The organism is Pradoshia sp., from assembly GCF_051873915.1.
Classification (GTDB): Bacteria; Bacillota; Bacilli; order Bacillales; family Pradoshiaceae; genus Pradoshia.
This window is the reverse complement of record NZ_JBJEFJ010000017.1, coordinates 1-24,761: the sequence shown is the minus strand read 5'-3', so window position 1 is coordinate 24,761 and position 24,761 is coordinate 1. Positions and strand designations below refer to the sequence as shown.

The following is a 24,761-nucleotide window of genomic DNA, read 5'->3' as shown; positions in this document are numbered from 1 at the left end:
AATATATGAAATCCCCAGCGGAAACAAGAGTCGTTGTAGGAATGTCCGGTGGTGTGGATTCTTCAGTTGCAGCCTATCTTTTAAAAGAGCAAGGCTATGACGTAGTAGGAATTTTCATGAAAAACTGGGACGATACCGATGAATTTGGCGTGTGCACAGCGACGGAGGACTATGAGGATGTCATCCGTGTCTGCAACCATATCGGAATTCCCTACTATGCAGTCAATTTTGAAAAGCAATACTGGGATAAGGTGTTCACATACTTCCTTGAAGAATATAAAGCTGGACGTACACCGAACCCGGATGTCATGTGTAATAAAGAAATTAAATTTAAGGCTTTCCTTGAACATGCGATGAGCCTTGGCGCGGATTATTTAGCAACAGGCCATTATGCCCGTGTTGTCTATGAGGACGGGGAATACAAAATGCTCCGTGGATTAGATTCCAACAAGGATCAAACGTACTTCCTTAACCAATTGACACAAGAACAATTAAGCAAGGTCATGTTCCCAATCGGAGAGTACGATAAGCCGAAGATTCGTGAAATTGCCTTGGCAGCTGGTCTGCCGACGGCAACGAAGAAAGATTCAACCGGCATTTGCTTCATTGGGGAGCGGAATTTCAAGGAATTTCTCGGCCAGTACCTGCCAGCGAAGCCAGGCGAAATGCGGACGATGGACGGCGAGCTGAAAGGGAGTCATGAAGGCCTCATGTACTACACGCTCGGACAGCGTCACGGCCTTGGCATCGGTGGAAGCGGCGAGCCATGGTTTGCTGTTGGCAAGGATTTAAAGAATAATGTCCTTTATGTGGAGCAAGGCTTCCATCATGACAGCCTGTATTCCGATTCAATTAAAGCGGTTATGCTGAATTGGATTTCTCCTCGCAAAGCCGGAGATGAATTCAGCTGTACAGCGAAATTCCGTTATCGTCAGCCGGATAATAAAGTGACAGTGCGTGTATTGGATGACCAGCGTGCAGAAGTCATCTTTGCTGAGCCAATCCGTGCGGTTACCCCTGGTCAAGCGGTCGTTTTCTATGATGGTGAAGTATGCCTTGGTGGTGGAACAATTGATGAAATCTACAAAAAAGGTGTAAAATTAGATTACGTAGGGTAATTAAATACAAAGCAATGAGTCTGTTCCAAGCGGGGCAGGCTCATTGCTGATTATACATATAAAATAATGTGGGTGAGTGAGATGGAGAAGAACCTGTATGAATATGCTTTATCCAAGGAGCAGGTGCTCAGTCGCTTTGCAGCGAATACTGAAGATGGACTGACTGACACAGATGCTGCTGAACGAACAGCCATTTATGGACCAAATGATTTTGGGACAGAGAAGAAGGACAGCCTGCTGAAGATGATTTGGACTCAAGTGAACAATACGCTGAATTACATCCTTATGGCAGCAGGTGTTGTATCATTCATTGTCGGGGAGCCGAGTGATGCGCTCATTATATTGTTTGTCATTATTGTGAATACGTTTATTGGCGTCATTCAGGAGAAAAAAGCCGAAGGTGCATTAGAGGAATTAAAACGGCTCGCTTCACCGAAAGCACTTGTTAGACGAAGCGGTCATGTAAAAGAAGTGGATGCGGCACAGCTCGTTCCGGGAGATTTAGTCTTGCTGGAAGCAGGCAGAACCGTGCCGGCAGATATCAGAATATTCCAATCACATTCCCTTGAGATTGAGGAATCTGCTCTAACAGGGGAAAGCTTGCCGGTTCTGAAAGATGAGAAATGGAAGATGGATTCACCAGATCTCGCTCTCGGTGATTATCAAAATATGGCCTTCATGTCGACCCAAATTACGAATGGCCGCGGAGTTGGAATCGTGGTTGCAACAGGTCTCCAAACAGAGGTCGGGAAGATTGCCGCTATGCTTCATGAGGAAGATACCAATAAAACCCCTCTGCAAATCAACATGGATAAGCTCGGAAAGAAATTGAGTCTTTATGCCATTCTCTTATGTCTTGGCCTTTTTGTCATTGGGTTATTTCAAGGCAGGGACCCTGGCGAGATGTTCTTGATTGCCACAAGCCTCGCTGTTTCTGCCATGCCGGAAAGTATGCCAACGATGGTCATTATTGTTCTTGCTCTTGGGGTCAGAAGACTAATCAAGCAAAAGGCCATCGTACGTAAAATGCCGGCAGTTGAGACACTTGGTTCTGTGAGTATGATTTGTTCAGATAAGACCGGCACATTAACGATGAACAAGATGCAGGTCGTTGAACGCTTCGTTAATCTTCAGGCTAGAACCGTTGAAGATCCTTATGAGGAGGATGATAAAGAGCTTGTGAGAATGCTCGCGCTCTGTTCAGACGCCACCTTTTATCCGGAGGAAACCGGCGATCCGACTGAGATAGCCTTTGTCAAGGCAGCTCATGAGAATGGAGAGGAAAAGCAGGAGCTTGAAGAACAATATCCAAGGGTTGCTGAAATTCCCTTCGATTCAGACCGGAAGCGGATGACAACCATTCATCATTATGAAGGCGGTTATTTGGCGATTACGAAAGGTGCGGTTGATGTCTTACTGCCCCGGGTTACGAAAATTCAGCTGGGCAATTATGTGAAGGAACTAACAAAAGAAGATTTGGCTATCATTGATCAGGCTGTTCTCGATATGTCACAAAAGGCGCTGCGCGTCATGGCCGTAACCATTAAGCCCATTAGTGAACCGGATATACATAACATAAATGATGATGAAATTGAAAATGAGATGATTCTTCTAGGATTTGTGGGTCTTATGGATCCTCCGCGGCCCGAGGTGAAGGAGCAAATTGCAAGAGCCCATCGGTCGGGAATAGAAGTCACGATGATTACAGGCGATCACCCTCAGACAGCGGTCGCGATAGCTCGTATGCTTGGTATTGTTGCACCGGATAATGATCAGGTTATCACGGGTGCACAATTGAATAGAATGTCGAGTGAGGAATTGAAGGAAGCGGCAAAGGAGACACGTGTATTCGCTCGTGTCTCACCTGAGCATAAGGTCCAGATTGTCCGTGCCTTCAAGGAAAATGGTCATATTGTTTCTATGACCGGAGATGGTGTGAATGATGCACCTTCCTTAAGAGAGGCGGATATTGGAGTTGCAATGGGGGACGGTGGCACCGATGTAGCAAAGGGTGCTTCTGATATGGTGCTAATGGATGATAATTTCACGACCATAATCAAGGCGGTTGAAGAAGGCAGGAATATCTTTGCCAATATCCGTAAATCAATTCTCTTCCTTGTCACCAGTAATTTCGGGGAAGTGCTTGTTCTGTTATTTGCCATTCTCTTAGGTTGGCCGACCCCGCTGTTGACGATTCATATTCTTTGGCTGAACCTTGTGGGAGATTCCATTCCATCCTTTGCCCTCGGTGTAGACACAAACAGGCATGTGATGGATGAAAAGCCAAGACCGAAAAAGGAAGGGATATTTACGAGAAACGCCGTCTACTTCATGATTATGAACGGTCTCTTAATTGGATTCTCTGCTTTATTGGCCTTCTTGGTCGGTGTTCAGTGGGCAGGTGGATTCGATTCCATCTTTGATGTCCACTTCAAGGAGTTGACAGATTATCAATTACGTTATGCTCAGACGATTGCCTTTATGGCCTTAACCTTTATCAGCTATATCCAGGTCTTTAATGTCCGGCATTTGCGCGATCCAATCTGGAAGACAGAATTATTCCATAATCGCTATTTGAATGCGTCTGTCATCGGTGTGGTCATCCTGCAGATTGCTATCGTCTATATTGAGCCAGTTGCCAATTTACTTAAATTAGAAACGATTGGCTTTAAAGAATGGCTGCTTGTTTTCGGCTGTGCCTTGGTGACGATTCTCATTAATGAAATCGTAAAGGCTATCCTGCGCCATGTAGAAAAGGATAAGACCCAAGCGCGGTGAAATAAACGAAAAGAAAAACACGAGGAATTGGACAGCATGCCAAGACCTCGTGTTTTTTAGGCTCTGTTAAACGAAAGGGTTAGTTTTCATGGTATGTGGCGCTGAAACCAAAGAGACGGTTGGACAGCTTCCTTGAATAATGTTTGGTATCTGCGGGATTTATATCTTTCTATGGGCTATTTGATGACAGCAGAGGGGGGAATTATAAGGGTAACGGAAATCCGGGTATGAAGTGATATGGATAAGAATGGAAAGAGGGGCGGCAGGTTTCCAACAACTAAAAAACCGAATATTTTGAGTTACGCTATTAAAATAGTTCGGTTTTTAGTTTAGTTCCGTTATAGATATATAGTGTTATTAGAATATCGGTGATTAACGTTTCAGACGGTTGACTCCTTGTTTAGATTAGCGGACAGGGGAGAACCCGCAGATGCGAACAAGCACTCGAGGAGGCTCCCCGACCGCCCTAGGTGCGCAACCACCTGCAACGTAAATCAACGCTTTAGATCAACTAAGCCTTTCGTTTAATGAAATTTTATACAATATTTTTTGGGCACTGCAAATCTAGTTATGTCCCAACCTTAACTTTTGCTATTATTGCATTTCTTCCTCCATATAATTGCCGATGCGGTCAGCAATCAATTTATAGCCTTTATGGTTTAGATGAAGGGCATCACTAAAATAGTCTTCTTTATTTTTATCCGTAAATAAATCATTTGTCGGAATGAAGTATGTATCTTCATGATGCTCGGTGATTTCTTGGATGGAATCATCCCAATCACTCACAATCTCATTGAGCCTTTCGCTCTGCTGGAATGGATTATAAAGACCGACAACAATAATGGGGACGGAAGAATTGAATCCACGGATCGCAGGCAAAATTTCCTCCATATTTTTCGTATACTGTTCTTTCTTTTGGGCGATTGCCTTTTTGGAGATGGTCTGGAAGTTGCCGCCTGTGGCGACGCGTAAATCATTTGTTCCTATGTATACAATGACCCAATCCGCCTCGTTAAAGGTTTCATTGACCTTCATGGAATCCAATTGTTTAAGTAAGTCGCTTGATTCCTGACCGGGTATCCCAAAATTACGAATAGTGAACGAATAGTCGCTTTGCTGATTGAGCTTTTTCTGCAGCTGGCCGATATAGCCTTGCTCCGTTTTGTCTCCAATCCCATAGGTTAAGGAGTCCCCAAGTGCGATGATAGACTTCTCGTTAGCAGGCTTTAAGTCTGCATCAAATTGATAGGCATACAAGCCGTATCCAATGCCGGCGATGGCGAATACGGTTAGGATAATGATGATTAGTTTCCTCATTGTGTAGTCCTCCTATGTTGAAAGTTACACTGAATTTATACCCTTATTCGATGAAAAGAGAACATGGAGAACACTTGTTGATGGATTGAGGGAAAGAGTTAGGCCCTTTATGGTATACTATTGGCATTCATTATCGTAAGAATAGTAGGAGTGAACAACAGCAATGGATAAAAATCAATTAGCAATTCAATATATGGAACAAGGTAAAATGGAGGAAGCAGCCAAAATCTTTGGTGAAATGATAGAAGAAAATCCAAAAGATCCCATCGGCTATATCAATTTTGGAAATGTACTAGCATCCATGAATGATACAGAAAGAGCCATCAAGTTTTTCGAAAGAGCCATCGAGCTTGATCCGCAGGCAGCAACAGCGTATTACGGTCTAGGCGGCATTTATTATGATCAGGATGATTTGCTGAAGGCAAAGGATTGCTATGAGCAAGCCATCAAGAAAGGTCTGGAGTCAGCAGATACGATGTTCATGCTGGGGCTTTGTCTCTTGCATCTTGATCAGCCTCGATTGGCGCTGCCATACTTCCAGCGCAGCATTGAGCTGAATGAAACAGATGCGGAAGCAAAATTCCATTACGGATTGGCGCTTGCGGGGGCAGAAATGTATGATATGGCGATTGAGGCATGGAAAAAGACGCTCGAAGTGGATGAGAATCATGCTGATGCCTATTTTAATCTCGGTGTCGCTTATGGCGGGGTTAAGGGAGATGTGAATAAGGCAATTGAATTATTCGAAAAGGCGCTTGAGATCCAGCCGGACCATATGCTTGCGGCAAATGGATTGAAGCAAATGAAAGAATTAAGCTGAATGGGAGATGATGAAAGTGGAACAGGAGTCCTTTGTCTTTACGGACAATGACAAGCCTTTTATTAAAGGAACACACTTAGTCACCATCTTTCATAATGAACAAAATTTATACTCAGTAGCCCGCATAAGGGTAAAGGATACGAATATTCCATATGAAGAGAAAGAGGCTGTCATTACAGGCTATTTTCCCGCCCTTCATGAGGAAGAAATCTATACGTTTTACGGAAAGATGAAGGAGCATCCTAGATTCGGCCTTCAGTTCAACGTGGACAGCTTTAAGCGGGAGCTTCCTGAATCAAAGGATGGCATCATTGCTTATTTATCCGGTTCCATGTTTAAGGGAATTGGAAAGAAAACAGCTGAGCTGATTGTCGATAAGCTAGGGGAGAAGGCCATTTCCAAAATCTTGGCCAATCCGTCAGTCTTGGACCAGATTCCAAAGCTAAGCGGGGAGAAGGCGAAGGAATTATACGATACGCTCGCAGCGAATCAAGGACTAGAGGAAATTATGATTTCCTTATCCGGCTTAGGCTTCGGTCCGCAGCTGTCCATGAAGATCTACCAGGTATACAAGCAGGATACGATTTCTATTATCGAATCCAATCCATATCAATTGGTCGAAACAATTGAAGGCATTGGCTTTGCGAAGGCAGATGAGATTGGGCAGACGCTCGGGCTTGGAGGAAGCCATCCATCTCGGATCAAGGCGGCGATTCTCTATATTTTGGACCGATTCTGCATGCAGGACGGCCACACATATCTTGAGGCAGAACCTTTGCTGGTCGGAGTGAAAGATCTCCTGGAGAAGAATCAGAAGGTCGAGATTACCTATGAGATGATTACGGATCAGATAGTCCAGCTTTCTGAAGAGGGCAAGTTGATTGGGGAAGAGCAGCGTTTCTATATTCCTTCCCTGTATTTCTCGGAAAAAGGCATCGTCACGAACCTAAAGCGAATCATGTCCCAGGAAGGCTATGAGGAGCAATTCCCTGAGTCGGAATTCCTGCTCGAGCTTGGCAAGCTTGAGGAACGGATTGGAATGGAGTATGCAGAGGAGCAAAAGGATGCTATCTTTAAGGCGCTCCACTCCCCAATGCTGATTTTGACCGGCGGACCTGGCACAGGGAAAACGACCGTCATTAAAGGAATTGTTGAGCTCTATGCCGAACTGCATGGTGTATCGCTCAATCCAAAAGATTATGACAAGGAGCATCCGTATCCTTTCGTGCTTGCTGCCCCAACCGGACGCGCCGCCAAGCGCATGAAGGAATCAACGGGGCTCCCTGCTGTCACGATTCATCGCCTTCTTGGTTGGAATGGGTCAGATGTGCAGCGGAGCGAGGATAATCCGATTCAGGGCAGGCTCTTAATTGTAGATGAGATGTCGATGGTCGATATATGGCTCGCCAATCACTTGTTTAAGTGCATTCCTGATGATATGCAAGTGATTCTCGTCGGGGATGAGGATCAATTGCCTTCTGTCGGTCCAGGACAGGTGCTGAAGGATTTGCTGGACTCGGCTGTTATCCCGGTGACCCGGCTTGAATCCATTTTCCGCCAAGAAGATGGTTCATCGATTATTCAGCTTGCCCATTCAATTAAGAAGGGACAGCTTCCAGCAGATATCCGTAAGCCTCAAAAGGATCGGTCCTTCTTTGCCTGCCAAACAAATCAGGTAGCTGACGTTATCAGGCAGGTGGTCATGAATGCCCGGAAGAAAGGCTTTGCCTCCAAAGATATTCAGGTGCTTGCCCCGATGTACCGAGGAAGTGCAGGCATTGATGCGCTGAATGTCTTGCTGCAAGAAATTCTGAATGATAACCATGGAAAGAAAAAGCGGGAGCTAGCCTTCGGGGATAGTATTTACCGGGTTGGCGATAAAGTGCTTCAACTTGTCAACCAGCCGGAAAACGGTATCTTTAACGGAGATATGGGGGAGATCATCGCTATTATTTATGCAAAGGAAAATGAAGATAAGGTTGACCAAATCCATGTTTCCTTTGACGGAATTGAAGCGAAGTATACGCGGCAGGAATTAAATCAAATTACCCATGCTTATTGCTGCTCCATCCATAAATCACAAGGGAGCGAGTTCCCGATTGTTATCCTTCCTGTCGTCAAGAGCTATCATCGCATGCTGAGAAGAAATTTAATTTATACGGCTATCACACGTAGCAAGCAATTCCTCATCCTGTGCGGAGAGGAAGAAGCCTTACGTTATGGCGTCTCAAAAAGCGGGGAGGAAGAGCGAAAGACAACCTTGCTTGAGAAACTTAAAGAGGGGTTTGCAGCAGTAAATCCTTCTGACAGCCATTCCAATAACCAACAGCTGGCCGACCAAGGCGACATGCCGCTTAATGCGGAAGTGATGGCAGAAATGACGTATGAGGAGCGTCTTTTTGCGACAGATCCGATGATTGGAATGGAAAACGTTACACCTTATGATTTCATGACTTCTGGCTAAACTAGCAATTGCCGGACATTTTCTTGAATGTTTTTTCCAATAAAAGGGCATGCTGACACCTAAGGACTGATTGAAAGAACGAGGTGAAGGTAATGATGAAATGCCCAAATTGCGCGAGCAAGGATATTGGAAAGATCGGGGTCAATCAATTCTATTGCTGGAATTGCTTTGTGGAGCTTTCCATCGGCAAGGGAGTCATGCATGTCCATCAAGTAGAAGAGGATGGATTGCTGAGCTCCTTAGATGACCTTTTCAGTGAAGATGACCGGCAAATAAGCCTATAATTTTTGGCGGACGAACCCGAGGTGATTGACGTATGAACCGTATGGTATCCTCAATGATTAGCTTTGGAGCGGGCATGGCCTTTGGCAATATGTCCAACGGCATGTACAGAAAACGCAAAAGGCAAATGAAACGATTCGTCAAACGACATATTTTATAAAGGCTTAGACTGCGGCATCATTCCTTAGGGAGCCGCAGTCTTTTTTTAAGTCTCTTTTTACATATTTTCTAGCTCGTTTAGAAGAATAGTAAAGAGGTGGGAACGATGAACATACAAGTGAAATGGTTTTACAGGCTAGGCTTCTTTCTGCTTTTATTTATTGTGCTGTTTGTCTTTTATTTGCTCAGGCCTATGTGGATGCCTGTTCTGCAAATTGCCATGACGGCAATCTCTCCCTTTTTATTCGGAGCGTTCATCAGTTATCTGCTTCACCCGCTTGTTGGCTATTTGCAAATTCGTGGAATGAACCGCGGTTTAGCAATCACGCTGCTTTATCTAGTTGTGTTTGGTTTGGCGGGTTATGGCATATATAAGGGAATCCCCATTTTTGTCGATCAATTGAACGATATCGCCGTTCGGGCCCCTGAGATGGCAGAATTATATCGAATGTATATTATGAAATTTCATACCCATACGACAGGCTGGCCATTTGGGCTGCATGACCGTCTTGAGTCAATCATCAATACGATGGAACTGAGACTTGGTGAATCAGTCAATGTGCTGGTTGAGGCTCTAAGCGGCTTGTCGGATGTATTGATCTTGATTGTCTTGATTCCAGTCATCTCCTTCTATTTATTAAAGGACAGCGAGCGGCTGCTTGAAAAAGGACTCCTGCTCATCCCTGAAAGAAAGCGGGAACAAACGAGGCGTTTCCTTACCGATGTCGACAGCTCTCTTGGTGGCTATATACGTGGACAGCTGCTTGTCTGTTTGATTATCGGGGCGAGTGCGGCGATCCTGTTTTACTTGTTTGGGATGAATTATCCGCTCTTGCTCAGCTTCATTATTGGTGTGACGAATGTGATTCCCTACTTTGGCCCTTTTATAGGAGCAGTGCCGGCCATTCTGGTTGCCTTAACGATTTCAGGCAGCATGGCAATTAAAGTTGCCTGCATCATTATTGTCCTTCAGTTTCTCGAGGGCAATGTCATATCGCCTATCGTCATGGGCAAGACATTGAAGCTGCATCCGCTTGTTATTATCTTTGCCCTGCTTGTCGGAGGGAAGGCGGCTGGAGTGGCTGGCTTGATTTTAGCCGTGCCAATCTTAGCTCTGGTTAAGGTCATGCTGGCCCATAGAAAATTATTAACGAATAAGGGATAAACTGCCCTCATTCGATTGACAAAGAAAAAAGGAATGACTATAATCCAAAATATAACGGAATTAACGAAAAAATGTTGATGGAACAAAGTATGTTTAAGCCCTTCAGCAACGTGCAGACATTTTTTGCACGAATTAGAGAGAAGTCTCCTTGGCTGGAAGAGACTTTTGAAGAAGAGAAACAGAAAGCTAGTCCGGAATGCAGGAAAAAACCTGCCGTTCAAACCGCGTTAAGGTTTCCGAGGTGGCGAGACTGAAGGTTTCGCAATCAGGGTGGTACCGCGAGTCAAGCTCTCGTCCCTGTTTATAGGGTTCGAGGGCTTTTTTGTGTACAATTTTAAGGAGGAAGAGAAAAATGAGGTATATGACAGGCGCAGAAATTCGCCAAATGTTTTTGGATTTCTTTCAAGAGAAAGGACATAGGATCGAACCGAGTGCATCCCTTGTACCGGTAGATGACCCAACGCTTCTTTGGATTAACTCTGGTGTTGCTACATTGAAGAAATATTTTGACGGCCGGGTCATTCCGGATAATCCGCGTATCACGAATGCACAGAAGTCTATTCGGACAAATGATATAGAGAATGTCGGGAAGACAGCCCGCCATCATACGTTCTTTGAAATGCTCGGCAATTTCTCCATCGGGGAATACTTCCGGGAAGATGCGATTAAGTGGGGATGGGAGCTTTTGACATCTGAACAGTGGTTCGCAATGCCAAAGGACAAGCTTTACATCACCTACTACCCAGCTGACACGGACTCCTATGATGTATGGAGAAGTCTTGGTGTGCCAGATGACCACCTAATTCCTCTTGAAGATAACTTTTGGGAAATCGGGGAAGGCCCGTCCGGCCCGGATACAGAAATTTTCTTCGATCGCGGTACAAAGTATGATCCTGAGAATATCGGAATCCGCATGATTGAAGAAGATATAGAAAATGACCGTTACATTGAAATCTGGAATATCGTCTTGTCCCAGTTCAATGCTAATCCGGAAATTCCGCGCAGTGAATATCCTGAGCTGCCGAAGAAGAACATTGATACAGGCATGGGCTTAGAGCGTATGGCGTCCATCTTCCAGGATGGAGAAACAAACTTTGATACGGATCTCTTCCTGCCCATCATTCATAAGACAGAAGAAATCTCCGGTCAGAAGTACCGTACTACTCGTGAGAAAGACGTTGCTTTCCGCGTGATTGCTGACCATATTCGTACGGTTGCCTTTGCAGTTGGAGACGGAGCCCTTCCATCTAATGAAGGACGCGGATACGTTCTTCGCAGATTGCTCCGTCGTGCTGTTCGTTTTGCAAAGAAAATCGGCATTAATAAGCCGTTCATGTATGAGTTAGTTCCTGTGGTGGCTGACATCATGGTTGATTACTATCCAGAAGTGAAAAAGAACCAAGACTTCATTGCTAAAGTTATCCGCAATGAGGAGGAACGTTTCCATGAGACGCTCCACGATGGTCTGGCAATTCTATCTGAGGTCATCCAAGGAGAGAAGAAGAAGGGCAGCGATACAATCAGCGGATCTGATATTTTCCGTTTGTATGATACGTACGGGTTCCCGGTTGAATTGACAGAAGAATATGCTGAAGATGAAGGCATGAAAGTAGACCATGCTGGTTTTGAGAAAGAAATGGAGGCGCAGCGTTCACGTGCCCGTGCAGCTCGCCAGGATGTTGATTCCATGCAGGTTCAAAGCGGAATCCTAGGCGACATCAAAGTTGATAGCGAGTTCATCGGCTATGACCAGCTTGAATGTAAGGCAAGCGTCAGCGTCATCATCAAAAATGGTGAAAGAGCGGAAGATGCGATGGCTGGTGAAGAGGTACAAATCATCTTCGACCGTACGCCATTCTACGCTGAAAGCGGCGGACAAATTGCTGACAGAGGTTTCTTTGAGAACGATGAATTACGTATCTTCATCAAGGATGTTCAAAAAGCGCCTAATGGCCAAAACCTTCACACAGCCGTTGTTGAATATGGATTGTTGAAGGAAGGGACAACAGGCAAGGCCCAGGTAGATGCGGCTAACCGCAGCAAAATCACGAAAAACCATACGGCTACACACTTACTTCACCAAGCACTGAAGGATGTGCTCGGCACACATGTTAACCAAGCAGGTTCCCTTGTTCAGCCTGACCGTCTTCGTTTTGACTTCTCTCATTTCGGTCAAGTGACAGCAGAGGAGCTTGAAAGAATTGAGCAAATTGTTAACGATAAGATTTGGAAAAATATCGATGTATCCATCTCAAATAAAGCAATTGCTGAAGCAAAAGCGATGGGTGCGATGGCTCTCTTCGGTGAGAAATACGGAGATATCGTTCGCGTCGTTCAAGTTGGCGACTACAGCTTAGAATTATGCGGCGGCTGCCATGTGCCAAACACTTCTGCCATTGGCTTGTTCAAGATTGTTTCTGAATCTGGTATCGGCGCAGGAACAAGACGGATTGAAGCTGTGACAGGTGAGGCAGCTTACCAGCAGCTGACAGAGCAAATCAGCATTTTGCGCGAAGCGGCGGCAAAGGTTAAAGCCAATCCTAAGGACCTTCCAGGGAAGATTGATTCCTTGCTTGGAGAGGTAAAGGATCTTCAGAAGGAAAATGAATCCTTGGCTGCGAAGCTATCCAATATTGAAGCAGGCAATATTCAGTCCAAAGCTGAAACAATTAATGGAGTAACGGTTTTATCTGCAAAGGTTCAAGCGCAGGATATGAACAATTTACGTAATATGGCTGATGACTTGAAGCAGAAGCTTGGTTCTTCCGTTATTGTTCTCGGTAGTGTACAAGGCGACAAGGTTAACTTGATTGCTGCTGTAACGAAGGATTTAGTGGATGAGGGCTATCATGCAGGCAAGATCATTAAGGAAGTGGCCACACGCTGCGGCGGAGGAGGCGGAGGCCGTCCAGATATGGCGCAGGCTGGCGGTAAGAATCCAAATGAATTGGATGCTGCTCTTGCAGCCGTGAAAGAACTGGTTGAAGCGCACTAATAGATGGGATGAGAAGGGCAGGGAATACCTGCCCTCTCGCTTTCCATTTCTAGCAAGTGGTGGTATGTTAGACATATGGACGGTAAACAATAAGCTTGGTTCTTGACGTTTATAATCAGGTTCAATTAGTGTACAATGTGTAAGGAACGATGAATAGCTTGTTCTCAAATAGGAAGCGGGGTGCAAAGATGAGTTCATTTGATAAGACAATGAAATTTAATTTTCCAGATGATTCCTTCGAGCATGATGTTAGCGAGGTCCTCATGGAAGTGTACAATGCTCTGAATGAAAAAGGCTATAATCCGATCAATCAAATTGTCGGTTATTTGCTATCGGGAGACCCGGCTTATATTCCGCGCCATAAAGATGCGCGTAATCTCATTCGCAAGCTTGAGCGTGATGAGATTATTGAAGAATTAGTTAAATCGTATTTAAAGCATCATCGTGAGGGATAAGAATGAGAATAGTCGGTCTGGATGTTGGCTCAAAGACCGTGGGTGTGGCCATTAGTGACGAGATGGGATGGACAGCCCAGGGCTTGGAGACCATTGCCATTGATGAAGAGAAGAATCAACTTGGGCTGAAGCGGCTTGATGAGGTGCTGAAGCCGTATAAAGTGGACAAGTTTGTGGTTGGCTTGCCGAAGAATATGAACGGAACCATTGGTCCAAGAGGCGAAGCAAGCAAGCATTATGCTGAGAAGCTTGAGAAACGCTACAAAGTGCCTGTTGTCATGTGGGATGAGCGATTAACTACAATGGCTGCTGAACGCGTGCTTTTGGATGCAGACGTCAGCCGCAAGAAACGCAAGAAAGTGATTGATAAGATGGCGGCTGTCTTGATTCTGCAAGGTTTTCTGGACAGCGGGAAGCTTTAATTAAACTAGAGGTGATTGAAATGGAAGAAAACATGATTACAATTATTGATGAAGAAGGCAATGAGCAATTACATGAGATTTTGCTTACATTTGAATTAGATGATTACGATAAACAATATGTTGTATTTGCTCCAGTAGGAACAGATGATGATGAAGATTTAATTCATGTTGCTTCTTATATCCCAGATGAAAGCGGAGAAGTCGGCACATTGAACGATATTGAAGATGATGAAGAATGGGCGATGGTTGAAGAAGTCATCAATACATTCTTTGAAGATGAAGAAGAATAAGCTTCTCTTTTATGGCTCTTCCGATCAAGGGTGATCGGAAGAGTTTTTTTGTTATTTACTGCAAAGAATGGCGAAATATGCGAATATAATAAAGGAAGAACGGGATTTTTTTTACAAATTTCTTGTAATTTCATTGACAGGTTCCGGTATATTTTGCAATAAATAAAGAGGGCAATTCGAGTCATGGGGAAATGCCTTATTGAAGGGGGCAGCTAAATGAGTGAAGATAAACAAGAATGGAAGAGCGAGATGAAAATGAAGCTTTTAGAAAGACAGAGTGAAGCGAAGGTAGTCAGAAAAATCGTACTGATATCCTTAGCTGTATTTATTGCCATCGTGATTGTTGGCGCGGCAGCTGGTTATTTCTACATTTCATCAGCTTTAAAGCCGGTTGATCCGGATAATAAGGAAACCGTTAAGGTTCAGATACCAATTGGGTCTGGGGTTTCGACCATCTCTTCCATATTGGAGGAGAACGGGATCATAAAAAATGCACAAATCTTTAAATACTATATCAAGTTTAACAATGAGGCAGGATTCCAAGCAGGAAATTATAATTTATCACCATCGATGACCTTGGATGAAATAATTGACATGATCAAGAATGGGAAGGTTGCAGAAACCTATAAGATTACCATTCCAGAAGGCCGGGACCTAGAAGAAATTGCTGCCGTTATCGGCAAAACGCTCGGCATAAAGTCGAAGGAAGTCCTTGATGTGATGAATGATAAGAAATTTATCAACAGCATGATGAAGGGGTATCCGGATCTGCTTACGGATGAAATCTTTGATAAGAATATCCGCTATCCGCTAGAAGGTTATTTCTACCCGGCGACTTACTACATCTATGAGGAGGAGCCTTCTCTTGAATCTGTCCTTAGCATGATGATTAAGAAGACGAATGAAGTCATCGCTAAATATGAAGAAGCAATGGGAGATGACTGGACTGTCCATGAACTCCTCACCATGGCCTCCTTAATTGAAGAGGAAGCAACTGAGCAGGCCGATCGAGATAAGATTTCAGCTGTCTTCAGGAACCGGATGGAAATTGATATGATGCTTCAGACTGACCCTACCGTCCTATATGCGCTCGGTGAACATAAAGACCGTGTGACCTATAAGGATTTGGAGGTCGATTCACCGTATAACCTCTACCGAAACAAAGGATTGACACCGGGGCCGATTTCCAATGCAGGAGAAACATCTATTGCCGCTGCGCTCAATCCAGCTGACATTAAGGATTTGTATTTCTTAGCAACTCCTTCCGGTGAAGTACTCTTTAATGAAACATTGGAAGAGCATAATAAGGATAAGGCAAAGCATATTACGAATAATTAGCATTATTTGGGGGAAGGATTGTTAAGAAGAAACATTTCCCTTCCCCAACCTATCTATGCTAAAATAGTCGAAGTGTAAAATTACGACACGAATGTAAGAAAGCCATTTTAGGCTTTCTCATTTTTTTGGGATAAAGGAAGTTTAAGGATTTGGAGGAATCAGGATGAATGAGAATCTCGACCGCTATCTGGAAGCTCTTGCCCCGATGCGTAATGATCTTCTAATGGAAATGGAAGCTTATGCGAAAGCTAATGGTGTACCGATTATGGAATTATCGGGGATGGAGCCGCTTCTGCAGATTCTAAAAATCCAAAAACCGCAAAATATATTAGAGATTGGTACGGCGATAGGCTATTCCGCCTTGAGAATGGCTCATGCATTGCCGAATGCAGCCATCGTGACAATTGAACGTGATGAAGAACGTTTAGGCAGAGCCCATGAATATATCAAAAGAGCCGGTATGGGAGACCGTATTTCCGTCATTGAGGGAGATGCCCTTGAAACCGAGGAGCTTGTCTCTCAGAAAGGACCGTTTGACTGCCTGTTTATTGATGCAGCAAAGGGACAATATCAGCGCTTCTTTGAAATGTATGAAAAATATCTTGTCCCAGGGGGGATTATCTTCACGGATAACGTACTCTTTAAGGGACTGGTCGCGGAGGATTTGGAATCCATCGAATCCAAGCGAACAAGGAATCTTGTGAAGAAGATTAAAGGATACAATGAATGGCTAATCTCAAACGAAGATTATGAGACAGTTATTCTCCCGGTTGGAGATGGATTAGCCATCAGCATGAAAAAGGGGGATTCGGCATGAAAAAGCCTGAACTTTTAGTAACGCCAACACAGATAGAAGATATCGAACCGTTAATGGAGGCAGGTGCAGATGCATTTGTCATCGGTGAACAACGATACGGGCTAAGGCTTGCTGGAGAATTTAATCGTGAGGCTGTGAAAGCTGCTATTGAGATTGCCCATAAGGGCGGCAGGAAGGTATATGTGGCGATGAACGCCATCTTTCATAATGAAAAGGTTGATGAGCTTTCAGATTACTTACGTTTCCTTGCTGAGGCAGGAGCAGACGCGGTCCTTTTCGGGGATCCGGCTGTCTTAATGGCAGCACGGGAAGCAGCGCCGAATATGCCGCTGCACTGGAATACAGAAACAACAGCAACAAACTGGTTCACATGCAATTATTGGGGGCAGAAGGGGGCTAAACGGGCTGTGTTAGCTCGTGAAATCAATATGGATGCCATTGTTGAAACAAAGGAGCATGCAGAGGTTGAAATTGAAGTGCAAGTGCACGGAATGACGGCTATGTTCCAATCCAAACGCCGCCTGATTGGCAATTACTTTAATTATCAGGGCAGAAATATGAAGGTAGATGACTTAGAAGCAGACGGGCATCTTTTCCTGCACGACCCTGAACGGAATACGAAGTATCCAATCTTTGAAGATGAGAATGGAACACATATCATGAGTCCGAATGATATCTGCATCATTGATGAGCTCATGGAAATGGTAGAAGCAGGCGTTGATTCCTTCAAGATTGATGGAGTTCTCAAGAAGCCTGAATACCTCATCGGGGTGACCAAGCTTTACCGCAAGGCAATTGACCTTTGCGCAGAGGATCCTGATGCCTATGAGGATGTAAAAGACAGCCTGCTTGAAGAGGCAGAAAGCCTGCAGCCTGAAAACAGAATGTTAGATACGGGATTCTTCTTTAAGGAGACAGTTTATTAACAAGGAAATGGGGGAAGACCAAATGTCCGTTATGGAGAAGCAAATATCAAAAGTGGTAGATGGAAAACGCATCATCGTGAAGAAACCGGAATTACTGGCTCCTGCCGGTAACCTTGAAAAATTAAAAATTGCTGTCCGTTATGGGGCAGATGCCGTCTTTATCGGCGGACAGGAATATGGTCTGCGCTCAAATGCGGGTAACTTCTCGATTGCTGAAATGAAGGAAGGCGTAGACTTTGCGAATCAATACGGTGCAAAGATTTATGTAACAACAAATATCTTTGCTCATAATGAAAATATTCCAGGTCTTGAAGAATATTTGAAAGATATCGAATCCGCAGGTGTGACAGGTATTATCGTCGCGGATCCGCTCATTATTGAAACGTGTAAGAAGGCAGCGCCGAAGCTAGAGATACATTTGAGTACACAGCAATCTCTCTCCAACTGGAAGGCTGTTCAGTTCTGGAAGGAGGAGGGCCTTGACCGTGTCGTGCTTGCACGTGAAACGAGCGGAGATGAGATTCGCGAGATGAAGGAAAAGGTCGACATTGAGATTGAAACTTTTATTCACGGGGCAATGTGTATAGCCTATTCCGGCCGATGCACCCTCTCCAATCATATGACGGCCCGTGATTCAAACCGCGGCGGCTGCTGTCAGTCCTGCCGCTGGGATTATGATCTATATGCAGAAACAGAGAAAGGAGAGAAGCCGTTATTCGAGGAAGGGGACTCGCCATTTGCCATGAGTCCAAAAGACCTTACGCTTGTTCAGTCCATCCCGCGTATGATTGAAATGGGTATTGACAGCTTGAAAATTGAAGGGCGGATGAAATCCATCCACTATATCGCAACAGTTGTCAGCGTTTATCGCAAGGTTATTGACGCTTATTGTGCTGACCCGGACAATTTCGTCTTCAAGCAGGAATGGACCCAGGAATTGGACAAATGCGCCAACCGTGAAACGGCACCGGCTTTCTTTGAAGGCGTACCAAGCTATAAAGAGCAAATGTTTGGCAATCATAGCAAACAAACGACATATGATTTCGCCGGGCTTGTCTTATCGTATGATGAAGACACATCCATGGTAACACTACAACAACGAAACTATTTCAAACCGGGGGACGAGATTGAATTCTTCGGCCCGCACATCGATAACTTTAAGCAAATTGTCGGGACGATCTGGGATGAGGAAGGCAATGAGCTTGATGCTGCCAGACACCCATTAATGATTGTTCGTTTGAAGGTCGATAAACCGGTTCATCCATATGATATGATGAGAAAGGGGAATTAATCCATTATGACTAAACCGATTGTCATCGGGGTTGCTGGAGGCTCGGGTTCAGGGAAAACGAGTGTAACGAAGGCGATTTATGAGAAATTTAAAGGCCATTCCATTATGATTTTGGAACAGGACTATTACTATAAAGACCAAAGCCATCTCCCATTTGAGGAGCGCTTAAAAACAAACTATGATCATCCGCTTGCATTTGATAATGATCTTCTTCTTGAGCATATCAATAAATTGCTTAATTATGAGAGCATTGACAAGCCGGTCTATGATTATGCGATGCACACACGATCTGAGGAAGTAATCCATGTCGAGCCGAAGGATGTTATCATCCTTGAAGGAATCCTTGTCCTTGAAGATGAGCGCCTTCGTGATATAATGGACATCAAATTGTTTGTTGACACTGATGCCGACCTCCGTATTATCCGCCGTATGATGCGTGATATTAAGGAGAGAGGACGCTCCATTGATTCTGTCATTGAGCAATACACTTCTGTCGTGCGTCCAATGCATAATCAATTTATTGAGCCGACAAAACGGTATGCTGATGTCATCATTCCTGAAGGCGGTCATAACTTTGTTGCAATTGATTTAATGGTGACGAAGATTCAAACGATACTAGAACAAAAGTCTATGTTATAGAACTTTCGGATTATTATTGATTTTTTCTAATATTTTCCACATAAAAATGAACAATTTTATAAATAATTTGATAAAATCAATAGACAAATCCTGAAAAACCCACTAAGCTAACAAAGAGAGCTTTTGCGCGTTTGATTTTCAAACGCGCAATTAATATACCATCAGGTATATACATATAAACACGGTGAATATATATACATGTATCACCAGAAGCTTACTTTGCTGCATGGTGAAAGTACAGAAGGAGTGAATTTTCTTGGCAATTGAAAAAGTATTTCCTATGACTAAAGAGGGAAAAGAGAAGCTTGAGAAAGAACTAGAACACTTAAAAACAGTTAAACGTAAAGAAGTGGTTGAACGTATCAAGATTGCCCGCAGTTTCGGTGACCTTTCTGAGAACTCCGAATATGATTCCGCAAAAGAAGAACAAGCATTTGTGGAAGGCAGAATCACAACCATTGAAAATATGATTCGTAATGCCCAGATTATCGACAGCGAAGCGGCGCAGGATGGAGTCGTAACACTTGGAAAATCTGTCACTTTCAAAGAATTGCCTGACGGCGAGGAAGAAACATACACAATCGTAGGTTCTGCAGAGGCAGATCCATTTGAATATAAAATCTCCAATGATTCTCCGATTGCCCGCACTCTAATGGGCAAAAAGCCTGGCGACAAAGTTACTGTTGCCACTCCAGGCGGAGACATGGAAGTTGTGATTGTTTCTGTCCAATAAGGATTGTAATGACTATGAATGAACTGCCTTTTCGGCTGCATATCCTGCGGCCGATTGGCAGTTCTTTTTCTTTTTTCTGACAATTATGTGTTTGAAATGAATCTCTGCTGCCAACAATAGGACAGAGGTGTCCGAATATGAAAAAGAGAATCCTTTTTACAGCGGTCTCCATCCTGCTCGCAATGGGTTTATGTATCGCCAAATTAGTCGAGATTCAATTAGTGAAAACAAAGGATTATTCAAAGCATGGAATCAACTTACTGGAAAAAAGCGTTCAGCAGCGGATTGATGAAATTTCTCTTGATGATGGGAGGGGCGGCTTTCTTGACCGTAATGGGAAACCGATATCCTATCAGGAGAGAGCTGTCCTTGTGATGTTTCCATTTGTGAGACATTTAGATTGGCCAAAAGAAGAGCTTGCCGCGATTGTCGGCTTGGATGTACGGCAGCTTGAACAAAAGCTGCAGAAAGCAGATGAACCGTTTATCCTTGAGGACAAGAAAATATTTGAGCTTAGTGACAGTCAAATCAAAGAAATTAATGATTTACATATTCCAGGTATCATAGCGGTCAAAAAGCGGTTTGCCGAAGACCGGGCGATGGCCGGACATTTACTGGGTACTTTAACGCTGGATAAAGAAGTAATTGACTCCGCTCATACAGCTGGACAGGATTTTGACAGTACTGATTATCGAACAAAGGTTGGCAGCTCAGGTCTAGAGAAGGCCTTTCAGCTCTTTTTGAAGGGGAATGGGTCTAAACGTCTTCTTTATCACAAAGCGGCTAACGGATTGCCTCTTTTTGGGGTTGATGTCCGGTATCTAGATACAAGCGGAACAGGAGAAAGAGTTAATATACAAACCACTATTGACAGTGATATACAAAGACTGGCAGAGGATACGGCCAAGAATCATCATATGAAAAAGGGCGGGATTGTCATTCTTGATATTCAAACGAATGATCTCCTAGCCATGGTCTCTATGCCTGAGCAAAATGATAAGGACATTCATGCTCAGGGCAATATGAATCAAATGCTACTGCCGCAAACACCTGGCTCCATCTTCAAGACAGTCATCGCTGCCGCAGCGATGGAAGAGGGGATTCCCCTTGAGGGCAGAATCTTTAATGGCAATCTTGATCACTTGGGGCGGGAAGTTGATGGCCAAACAGGAAGAAGACTTGGTGAAGTGACCTTTGAGCAAGGCTTTGCATTAAGCTCCAACCAGGTATTTGGGGTACTAGGCAAAGAACTTGCTGAAAAGGATCCAGAAATGATCGAACGCTATGCAGGTAAGCTCGGATTAATAGACTTGAATGGATGGACGGGAAGCGTCTTTCGTACCCCTGTCCTCCATCAGCTGCCGGAGGAGCGGAAGGGCACGGTCTGGAAGGATACCGCTATGAAGGAGGATCCTAATTACGTGGCGAATACATCTATAGGGCAATTGGATGTAAAGGTAACTCCGCTTGCCGCTGCAAATATGATGGCCACAATTGCGAGGGGAGGAGAAAGGATGATGGTGCGGGCGGCCTTAAAGGCGGTGGATGATAATGGGCTTACGATTGCTCATTTTAAACAGCAGCCGGGGCAGAAAAACGTGGTTTCTTCTGTGACTGCAGCAAAGCTTCAGTCATTGCTCCGAGGTGTGGTTACCGAAGAAGGACCGCTTGCGACAGCCGGGATGTTGAGATCAGCTAAATATGAGGTTGCCGGAAAAAGTGGAACGGCAGAGGTTGGGGAGAAGGAAAGCAAGCTGTATAATAAATGGTTTGCCGGTTATTTTCCATTTCGGGAACCAAAGTACGCCATGGTGGTCGTTAATTTGGAAACAGGCGGGCAGTCGGCTTCCATTAGCTCGCTTTATCTGGAGATAGTCAATGGAATCTATCAATTACATACAGACGGAGAGAATAATTTACAAAAGATTGAATAACTTTTAGGACAAAGAAATCCATGATAAAATAATGGGTATTCCAATATAAGCGAGGAGGAAGAGGTTATGGCAAAGGATCGTTATTCCTCACGCGTTGCAAAGCGCAAAGATAAAAAGGTCAATAAAGTCTATAATATTTTAATAACTGTTGTTGTACTTTTGATTGTCGTGGTCGGTGCAGTTATTTTCACCGGTGGAAATGAGGATAAAACCACCAGCAATGATCCACAAACATCATCAGATACAGCAAATAACAGCAACAGCAATGATAATAATGACGCCGCATCCAAGGAGGATGAGGATAGCGCTGCAACCGATTCTGAAGATGATCAAGCAAATAAGGAAGAGTCGGATGAAGAGAAAGAAAGCGACGCTGACAAAGAGACATCTGATGACAAGGATTCCGCTGATGCAGAGGACGAAAAGAAGGAATCTGAAATTAAAGAGGAAACACCTTCAGACAGCAATGTAGAGGAAGCTTATTCAGACTCAGCCTGGGAGCCTGTCGGCACTGAGCAAAGCGGCGACCATGTAACCCAGTATGAAAAAGGGTCTGTTGACTGGCAGGAAATGGAGAAAGCTCTTGCCTATGGTGCAGGTATTAGTCAGGAAGGCATGAATGTGTACTGGCTCGGTAACGGGGGGTCGCCTGATACAGCTGTCGGAACCATCAGTCCAAGTGATAATTCTTCCACTTACCGTGTTTATATCCAATGGGTAGATGGTGAAGGATGGAAACCGACCAAGGTAGAAAAGCTAAAGACGAACGATAAGAATTAATGCTTCTGCGTGCCGGGTTTCCCGAGGGTTGGAAACTCGGCTTTTTGCATGGCAGAATAAACAGGAGGAAAAGCTCGGATGGAATTCTCATTAGATTTGATTGAAGATAAGATTGAAATCTTTGAAGCATCAAGCCCTAAAGCACTCGAGAGGCAAATAGAGGAACAGATTGACCATAATAAAGCCATCATGCTGACCGTCCATACGGTATCCTACCAAATTTATACGAGTCCCGAAGGCAAGCCAACATATTCGGCAGCAGTCCATTTTAAACTGAAGAAATTTTAATGATTACATAGAATAAAAGGAGAGATTAGATTATGAAGATTGCCATCATCGGTGCAATGGAAGAAGAAGTTGCGGTTTTACGCGAGAATATTGAAGAGAGTGAATCGGTGGTTATTGCTAACACGGAATACACATCTGGCAAAATGTTTGGAACGGATGTTGTTCTGCTTAAATCAGGCATCGGTAAAGTGAATGCCGCAATGGGAACAGCGGTCTTATTAGAAAAGTTCAAACCTGATTTCATCATTAATACCGGGTCTGCAGGAGGATATAATCCTGAATTGAATGTTGGAGATATTGTCATTTCCACAGAGGTAAGGCATCATGATGTAGATGTAACAGCTTTTGGCTATGAATATGGACAAGTACCAAGACTTCCGGTTGGTTTCGTTGCAGATGAGAAGCTTGTGGAGCTCGCATCCGGGATTGCCGCTGGAATTGAAGGCGTCCAGGCAGGAAAAGGACTGATTGTGACAGGCGATGTGTTCATGTCAGATCCTGTACGTGCTGATTTTGTCAGAGGACAGTTCCCTGAGCTTCAAGCAGTAGAAATGGAGGCGGCAGCGATTGCCCAAGTAGCCTACCAATTTGGCGTTCCTTTTGTGGTTACACGTGCATTAAGCGACATTGCCGGAAAAGAGAGTGATGTGTCCTTTGAACAATTCCTAGACAAGGCAGCACGCCATTCAGCGCATATAGCGATGGAAATGGTCAAGGCATTAGGGAAATAAGATTCTCACTTGGCAGGTTTGTCATTAATTGCTTGTTAGGCAACAACACTCTTCATGATAAGATTGTTTTAGCGTTTATGTGGAGAGGAGCTTTGGCTATGAAAGCGAAGGTCGAAGATTACAAACGATTTGCGGTCACGCTCTTGATAATCAGCTTTTTCTTCTTCACCGGCTCCGTCCTGCCGAAAGAAGGCGTAAGCATATCATCGAGAGAGATTCTTGTTGCATCAGCAACTGTCGCATTATTCGGGTCCGCAGCGTTTTTTGGATTATCTGCTAAATATCAAGAGAAAGCAGATGAAGAAGAATACTAACCAATACCCAATGAGTCCACATATAAAGTGGCCTTATTGGGTATTTTTTTATGGTTTGCTGGGTATAGTGGTACAAGTGCCTGTTTTTATAGAAGTATCAAAAAGTTTTCATTTACCTATTTACTTAGCGGAAATCATTGGATATAATTTACATGTAAATAATTTCTATGGGAGGTCGAACACAATGACTGTCTTAACTCAAATGGTTCAAATCAAACCTAACAAGTTCATATGGCAAGTTCGGCCGATGGTTTAGGCATTCCACACGGATATAATATTCGTATGTATACAAATAAACCGCAGCGCTGAATGATGCTCTGCGGCTTTTTACGCTTTCAAAACATAAGAAGTCTGAGGGACAGGTGTGCCCTTTTGGAAACCGCAGAGCAAATCTGCGGTTTTTTGTGCGAAAGCGGCTAGGAACCGAAAAGGAGGAGTTCATGATGATTGTTAAGGCTGGTAAGGGAATTTTAACGAAGGAATCTAAAAATACAGGAGGTGAATACACATGAGGATCAATATGATTTTGTTTACCATTACGGTTCAAACAAATAGGCTCTCACGCGGGGAATATATCGAGATGAAAGCCGCCAAAAACGACATGCTTGATTGCAAAGCAAACTCGTTCACCAGGTTGTTCTAATGCCAATGTGAAATAAAAAAGAAAGAAGGGGTTAATCATGAAAAAAACATTGCAGTTCCGCC

General features: G+C 44.1%; 24 protein-coding genes. 23 read left to right on the top strand and 1 reads right to left on the bottom strand.

The genetic code is table 11. The features are described 5' to 3' along the window. The first annotated feature begins 5 nt into the window (after nt 1-5). Both mnmA and ACI35L_RS01660 read left to right on the top strand, forming a co-directional pair. Nucleotides 6-1,118 (top strand): tRNA 2-thiouridine(34) synthase MnmA, encoded by a 1,113-nt coding sequence (mnmA, locus tag ACI35L_RS01665; RefSeq protein WP_049670044.1) that lies wholly within the window; start codon nt 6-8, stop codon nt 1,116-1,118. A gap of 81 nt (nt 1,119-1,199) precedes the next feature. Continuing rightward, nucleotides 1,200-3,896, top strand: coding sequence for a cation-translocating P-type ATPase (locus ACI35L_RS01660; protein WP_439802111.1), 2,697 nt, complete (start codon nt 1,200-1,202; stop codon nt 3,894-3,896). A gap of 594 nt (nt 3,897-4,490) precedes the next feature. Here ACI35L_RS01660 and ACI35L_RS01655 read toward each other — a convergent pair. Then, a complete protein-coding gene (locus tag ACI35L_RS01655) occupies nt 4,491-5,213 on the bottom strand; it encodes a DUF459 domain-containing protein (protein ID WP_049670046.1) in 723 nt (240 codons plus the stop codon). A gap of 163 nt (nt 5,214-5,376) precedes the next feature. Between ACI35L_RS01655 and ACI35L_RS01650 the strand changes: the two genes are divergently transcribed. The 21 genes from ACI35L_RS01650 (at nt 5,377) to ACI35L_RS01550 (ending at nt 24,699) form a co-directional block, all read left to right on the top strand. Continuing rightward, the gene (locus ACI35L_RS01650; protein ID WP_439802110.1) at nt 5,377-6,033 is read left to right on the top strand and encodes a tetratricopeptide repeat protein; all 657 of its coding nucleotides are present in this window, start codon (nt 5,377-5,379) and stop codon (nt 6,031-6,033) included. Between the two features lie 10 nt (nt 6,034-6,043). Continuing rightward, nucleotides 6,044-8,497, top strand: a complete 2,454-nt coding sequence (gene recD2, locus ACI35L_RS01645; protein WP_049670048.1) for an SF1B family DNA helicase RecD2 — start codon at nt 6,044-6,046, stop codon at nt 8,495-8,497. A gap of 92 nt (nt 8,498-8,589) precedes the next feature. Continuing rightward, nucleotides 8,590-8,781 (top strand): hypothetical protein, encoded by a 192-nt coding sequence (locus tag ACI35L_RS01640; RefSeq protein ID WP_049670049.1) that lies wholly within the window; start codon nt 8,590-8,592, stop codon nt 8,779-8,781. Nucleotides 8,782-8,813: 32 nt separating this feature from the next. Beyond that, a complete protein-coding gene (locus tag ACI35L_RS01635) occupies nt 8,814-8,939 on the top strand; it encodes a DUF3918 family protein (protein ID WP_082197020.1) in 126 nt (41 codons plus the stop codon). 105 nt (nt 8,940-9,044) lie between these two features. Then, nucleotides 9,045-10,103 carry an AI-2E family transporter gene (locus ACI35L_RS01630; RefSeq protein WP_049670050.1) on the top strand — a complete coding sequence of 353 codons (1,059 nt, stop codon included), beginning with the start codon at nt 9,045-9,047 and terminating at the stop codon, nt 10,101-10,103. A gap of 352 nt (nt 10,104-10,455) precedes the next feature. Then, entirely contained in the window at nt 10,456-13,098 is a 2,643-nt protein-coding gene (alaS, locus tag ACI35L_RS01625) for an alanine--tRNA ligase (RefSeq protein WP_049670052.1), read from the top strand. A 188-nt stretch (nt 13,099-13,286) separates the two neighbouring features. After that, the gene (locus tag ACI35L_RS01620) at nt 13,287-13,553 is read left to right on the top strand and encodes an IreB family regulatory phosphoprotein (RefSeq protein ID WP_049670053.1); all 267 of its coding nucleotides are present in this window, start codon (nt 13,287-13,289) and stop codon (nt 13,551-13,553) included. Between the two features lie 2 nt (nt 13,554-13,555). Further along, the gene (gene ruvX / locus ACI35L_RS01615; protein WP_049670054.1) at nt 13,556-13,975 is read left to right on the top strand and encodes a Holliday junction resolvase RuvX; all 420 of its coding nucleotides are present in this window, start codon (nt 13,556-13,558) and stop codon (nt 13,973-13,975) included. Nucleotides 13,976-13,989: 14 nt separating this feature from the next. Then, on the top strand, nt 13,990-14,265 hold the full coding sequence (locus ACI35L_RS01610; protein WP_049672795.1) for a DUF1292 domain-containing protein: 276 nt from the start codon (nt 13,990-13,992) through the stop codon (nt 14,263-14,265). A 216-nt stretch (nt 14,266-14,481) separates the two neighbouring features. Then, nucleotides 14,482-15,603: an endolytic transglycosylase MltG gene (mltG, locus tag ACI35L_RS01605; RefSeq protein WP_439802109.1), complete on the top strand. Its 1,122-nt coding sequence runs from the start codon at nt 14,482-14,484 to the stop codon at nt 15,601-15,603. A 163-nt stretch (nt 15,604-15,766) separates the two neighbouring features. Continuing rightward, nucleotides 15,767-16,420 (top strand): O-methyltransferase, encoded by a 654-nt coding sequence (locus ACI35L_RS01600; protein ID WP_439802108.1) that lies wholly within the window; start codon nt 15,767-15,769, stop codon nt 16,418-16,420. Next, nucleotides 16,417-17,346, top strand: a complete 930-nt coding sequence (locus tag ACI35L_RS01595; RefSeq protein ID WP_439802107.1) for a peptidase U32 family protein — start codon at nt 16,417-16,419, stop codon at nt 17,344-17,346. The genes ACI35L_RS01600 and ACI35L_RS01595 overlap by 4 nt, the downstream gene beginning before the upstream one ends. A gap of 22 nt (nt 17,347-17,368) precedes the next feature. Next, nucleotides 17,369-18,637, top strand: a complete 1,269-nt coding sequence (locus ACI35L_RS01590) for a peptidase U32 family protein (protein WP_439802106.1) — start codon at nt 17,369-17,371, stop codon at nt 18,635-18,637. 6 nt (nt 18,638-18,643) lie between these two features. Beyond that, entirely contained in the window at nt 18,644-19,276 is a 633-nt protein-coding gene (gene udk / locus ACI35L_RS01585; protein ID WP_049670059.1) for a uridine kinase, read from the top strand. A 256-nt stretch (nt 19,277-19,532) separates the two neighbouring features. Continuing rightward, nucleotides 19,533-20,009: a transcription elongation factor GreA gene (gene greA / locus ACI35L_RS01580; protein WP_439802105.1), complete on the top strand. Its 477-nt coding sequence runs from the start codon at nt 19,533-19,535 to the stop codon at nt 20,007-20,009. A 137-nt stretch (nt 20,010-20,146) separates the two neighbouring features. Next, nucleotides 20,147-21,943, top strand: a complete 1,797-nt coding sequence (locus tag ACI35L_RS01575; RefSeq protein WP_439802104.1) for a peptidoglycan D,D-transpeptidase FtsI family protein — start codon at nt 20,147-20,149, stop codon at nt 21,941-21,943. Nucleotides 21,944-22,009: 66 nt separating this feature from the next. Beyond that, entirely contained in the window at nt 22,010-22,723 is a 714-nt protein-coding gene (locus ACI35L_RS01570) for a YrrS family protein (RefSeq protein ID WP_439802103.1), read from the top strand. 78 nt (nt 22,724-22,801) lie between these two features. Next, nucleotides 22,802-23,011, top strand: a complete 210-nt coding sequence (locus tag ACI35L_RS01565; RefSeq protein WP_049670063.1) for a DUF2536 family protein — start codon at nt 22,802-22,804, stop codon at nt 23,009-23,011. Nucleotides 23,012-23,043: 32 nt separating this feature from the next. After that, nucleotides 23,044-23,742: a 5'-methylthioadenosine/S-adenosylhomocysteine nucleosidase gene (mtnN, locus tag ACI35L_RS01560; RefSeq protein WP_439802102.1), complete on the top strand. Its 699-nt coding sequence runs from the start codon at nt 23,044-23,046 to the stop codon at nt 23,740-23,742. Nucleotides 23,743-23,840: 98 nt separating this feature from the next. Continuing rightward, complete coding sequence (locus tag ACI35L_RS01555; RefSeq protein WP_439802101.1) at nt 23,841-24,056, top strand: YrhC family protein; 216 nt, start codon at nt 23,841-23,843, stop codon at nt 24,054-24,056. Nucleotides 24,057-24,564: 508 nt separating this feature from the next. Continuing rightward, the gene (locus ACI35L_RS01550; protein WP_269431773.1) at nt 24,565-24,699 is read left to right on the top strand and encodes a hypothetical protein; all 135 of its coding nucleotides are present in this window, start codon (nt 24,565-24,567) and stop codon (nt 24,697-24,699) included. The last annotated feature ends 62 nt before the right edge of the window (nt 24,700-24,761 follow it).

Excerpts from the sequence above, each read along its gene's own strand:
- mnmA (WP_049670044.1), top strand. The coding sequence starts at position 6 with ATGAAATCCCCAGCGGAAACAAGAGTCGTTGTAGGAATGTCCGGTGGT.
- ACI35L_RS01660 (WP_439802111.1), top strand. The coding sequence starts at position 1,200 with ATGGAGAAGAACCTGTATGAATATGCTTTATCCAAGGAGCAGGTGCTC.
- ACI35L_RS01655 (WP_049670046.1), bottom strand. The coding sequence starts at position 5,213 with ATGAGGAAACTAATCATCATTATCCTAACCGTATTCGCCATCGCCGGC.
- ACI35L_RS01650 (WP_439802110.1), top strand. The coding sequence starts at position 5,377 with ATGGATAAAAATCAATTAGCAATTCAATATATGGAACAAGGTAAAATG.
- recD2 (WP_049670048.1), top strand. The coding sequence starts at position 6,044 with ATGAAAGTGGAACAGGAGTCCTTTGTCTTTACGGACAATGACAAGCCT.
- ACI35L_RS01640 (WP_049670049.1), top strand. The coding sequence starts at position 8,590 with ATGATGAAATGCCCAAATTGCGCGAGCAAGGATATTGGAAAGATCGGG.
- ACI35L_RS01635 (WP_082197020.1), top strand. The coding sequence starts at position 8,814 with ATGAACCGTATGGTATCCTCAATGATTAGCTTTGGAGCGGGCATGGCC.
- ACI35L_RS01630 (WP_049670050.1), top strand. The coding sequence starts at position 9,045 with ATGAACATACAAGTGAAATGGTTTTACAGGCTAGGCTTCTTTCTGCTT.
- alaS (WP_049670052.1), top strand. The coding sequence starts at position 10,456 with ATGAGGTATATGACAGGCGCAGAAATTCGCCAAATGTTTTTGGATTTC.
- ACI35L_RS01620 (WP_049670053.1), top strand. The coding sequence starts at position 13,287 with ATGAGTTCATTTGATAAGACAATGAAATTTAATTTTCCAGATGATTCC.
- ruvX (WP_049670054.1), top strand. The coding sequence starts at position 13,556 with ATGAGAATAGTCGGTCTGGATGTTGGCTCAAAGACCGTGGGTGTGGCC.
- mltG (WP_439802109.1), top strand. The coding sequence starts at position 14,482 with ATGAGTGAAGATAAACAAGAATGGAAGAGCGAGATGAAAATGAAGCTT.
- ACI35L_RS01600 (WP_439802108.1), top strand. The coding sequence starts at position 15,767 with ATGAATGAGAATCTCGACCGCTATCTGGAAGCTCTTGCCCCGATGCGT.
- ACI35L_RS01595 (WP_439802107.1), top strand. The coding sequence starts at position 16,417 with ATGAAAAAGCCTGAACTTTTAGTAACGCCAACACAGATAGAAGATATC.
- ACI35L_RS01590 (WP_439802106.1), top strand. The coding sequence starts at position 17,369 with ATGTCCGTTATGGAGAAGCAAATATCAAAAGTGGTAGATGGAAAACGC.
- udk (WP_049670059.1), top strand. The coding sequence starts at position 18,644 with ATGACTAAACCGATTGTCATCGGGGTTGCTGGAGGCTCGGGTTCAGGG.
- ACI35L_RS01575 (WP_439802104.1), top strand. The coding sequence starts at position 20,147 with ATGAAAAAGAGAATCCTTTTTACAGCGGTCTCCATCCTGCTCGCAATG.
- ACI35L_RS01570 (WP_439802103.1), top strand. The coding sequence starts at position 22,010 with ATGGCAAAGGATCGTTATTCCTCACGCGTTGCAAAGCGCAAAGATAAA.
- ACI35L_RS01565 (WP_049670063.1), top strand. The coding sequence starts at position 22,802 with ATGGAATTCTCATTAGATTTGATTGAAGATAAGATTGAAATCTTTGAA.
- mtnN (WP_439802102.1), top strand. The coding sequence starts at position 23,044 with ATGAAGATTGCCATCATCGGTGCAATGGAAGAAGAAGTTGCGGTTTTA.
- ACI35L_RS01555 (WP_439802101.1), top strand. The coding sequence starts at position 23,841 with ATGAAAGCGAAGGTCGAAGATTACAAACGATTTGCGGTCACGCTCTTG.
- ACI35L_RS01550 (WP_269431773.1), top strand. The coding sequence starts at position 24,565 with ATGAGGATCAATATGATTTTGTTTACCATTACGGTTCAAACAAATAGG.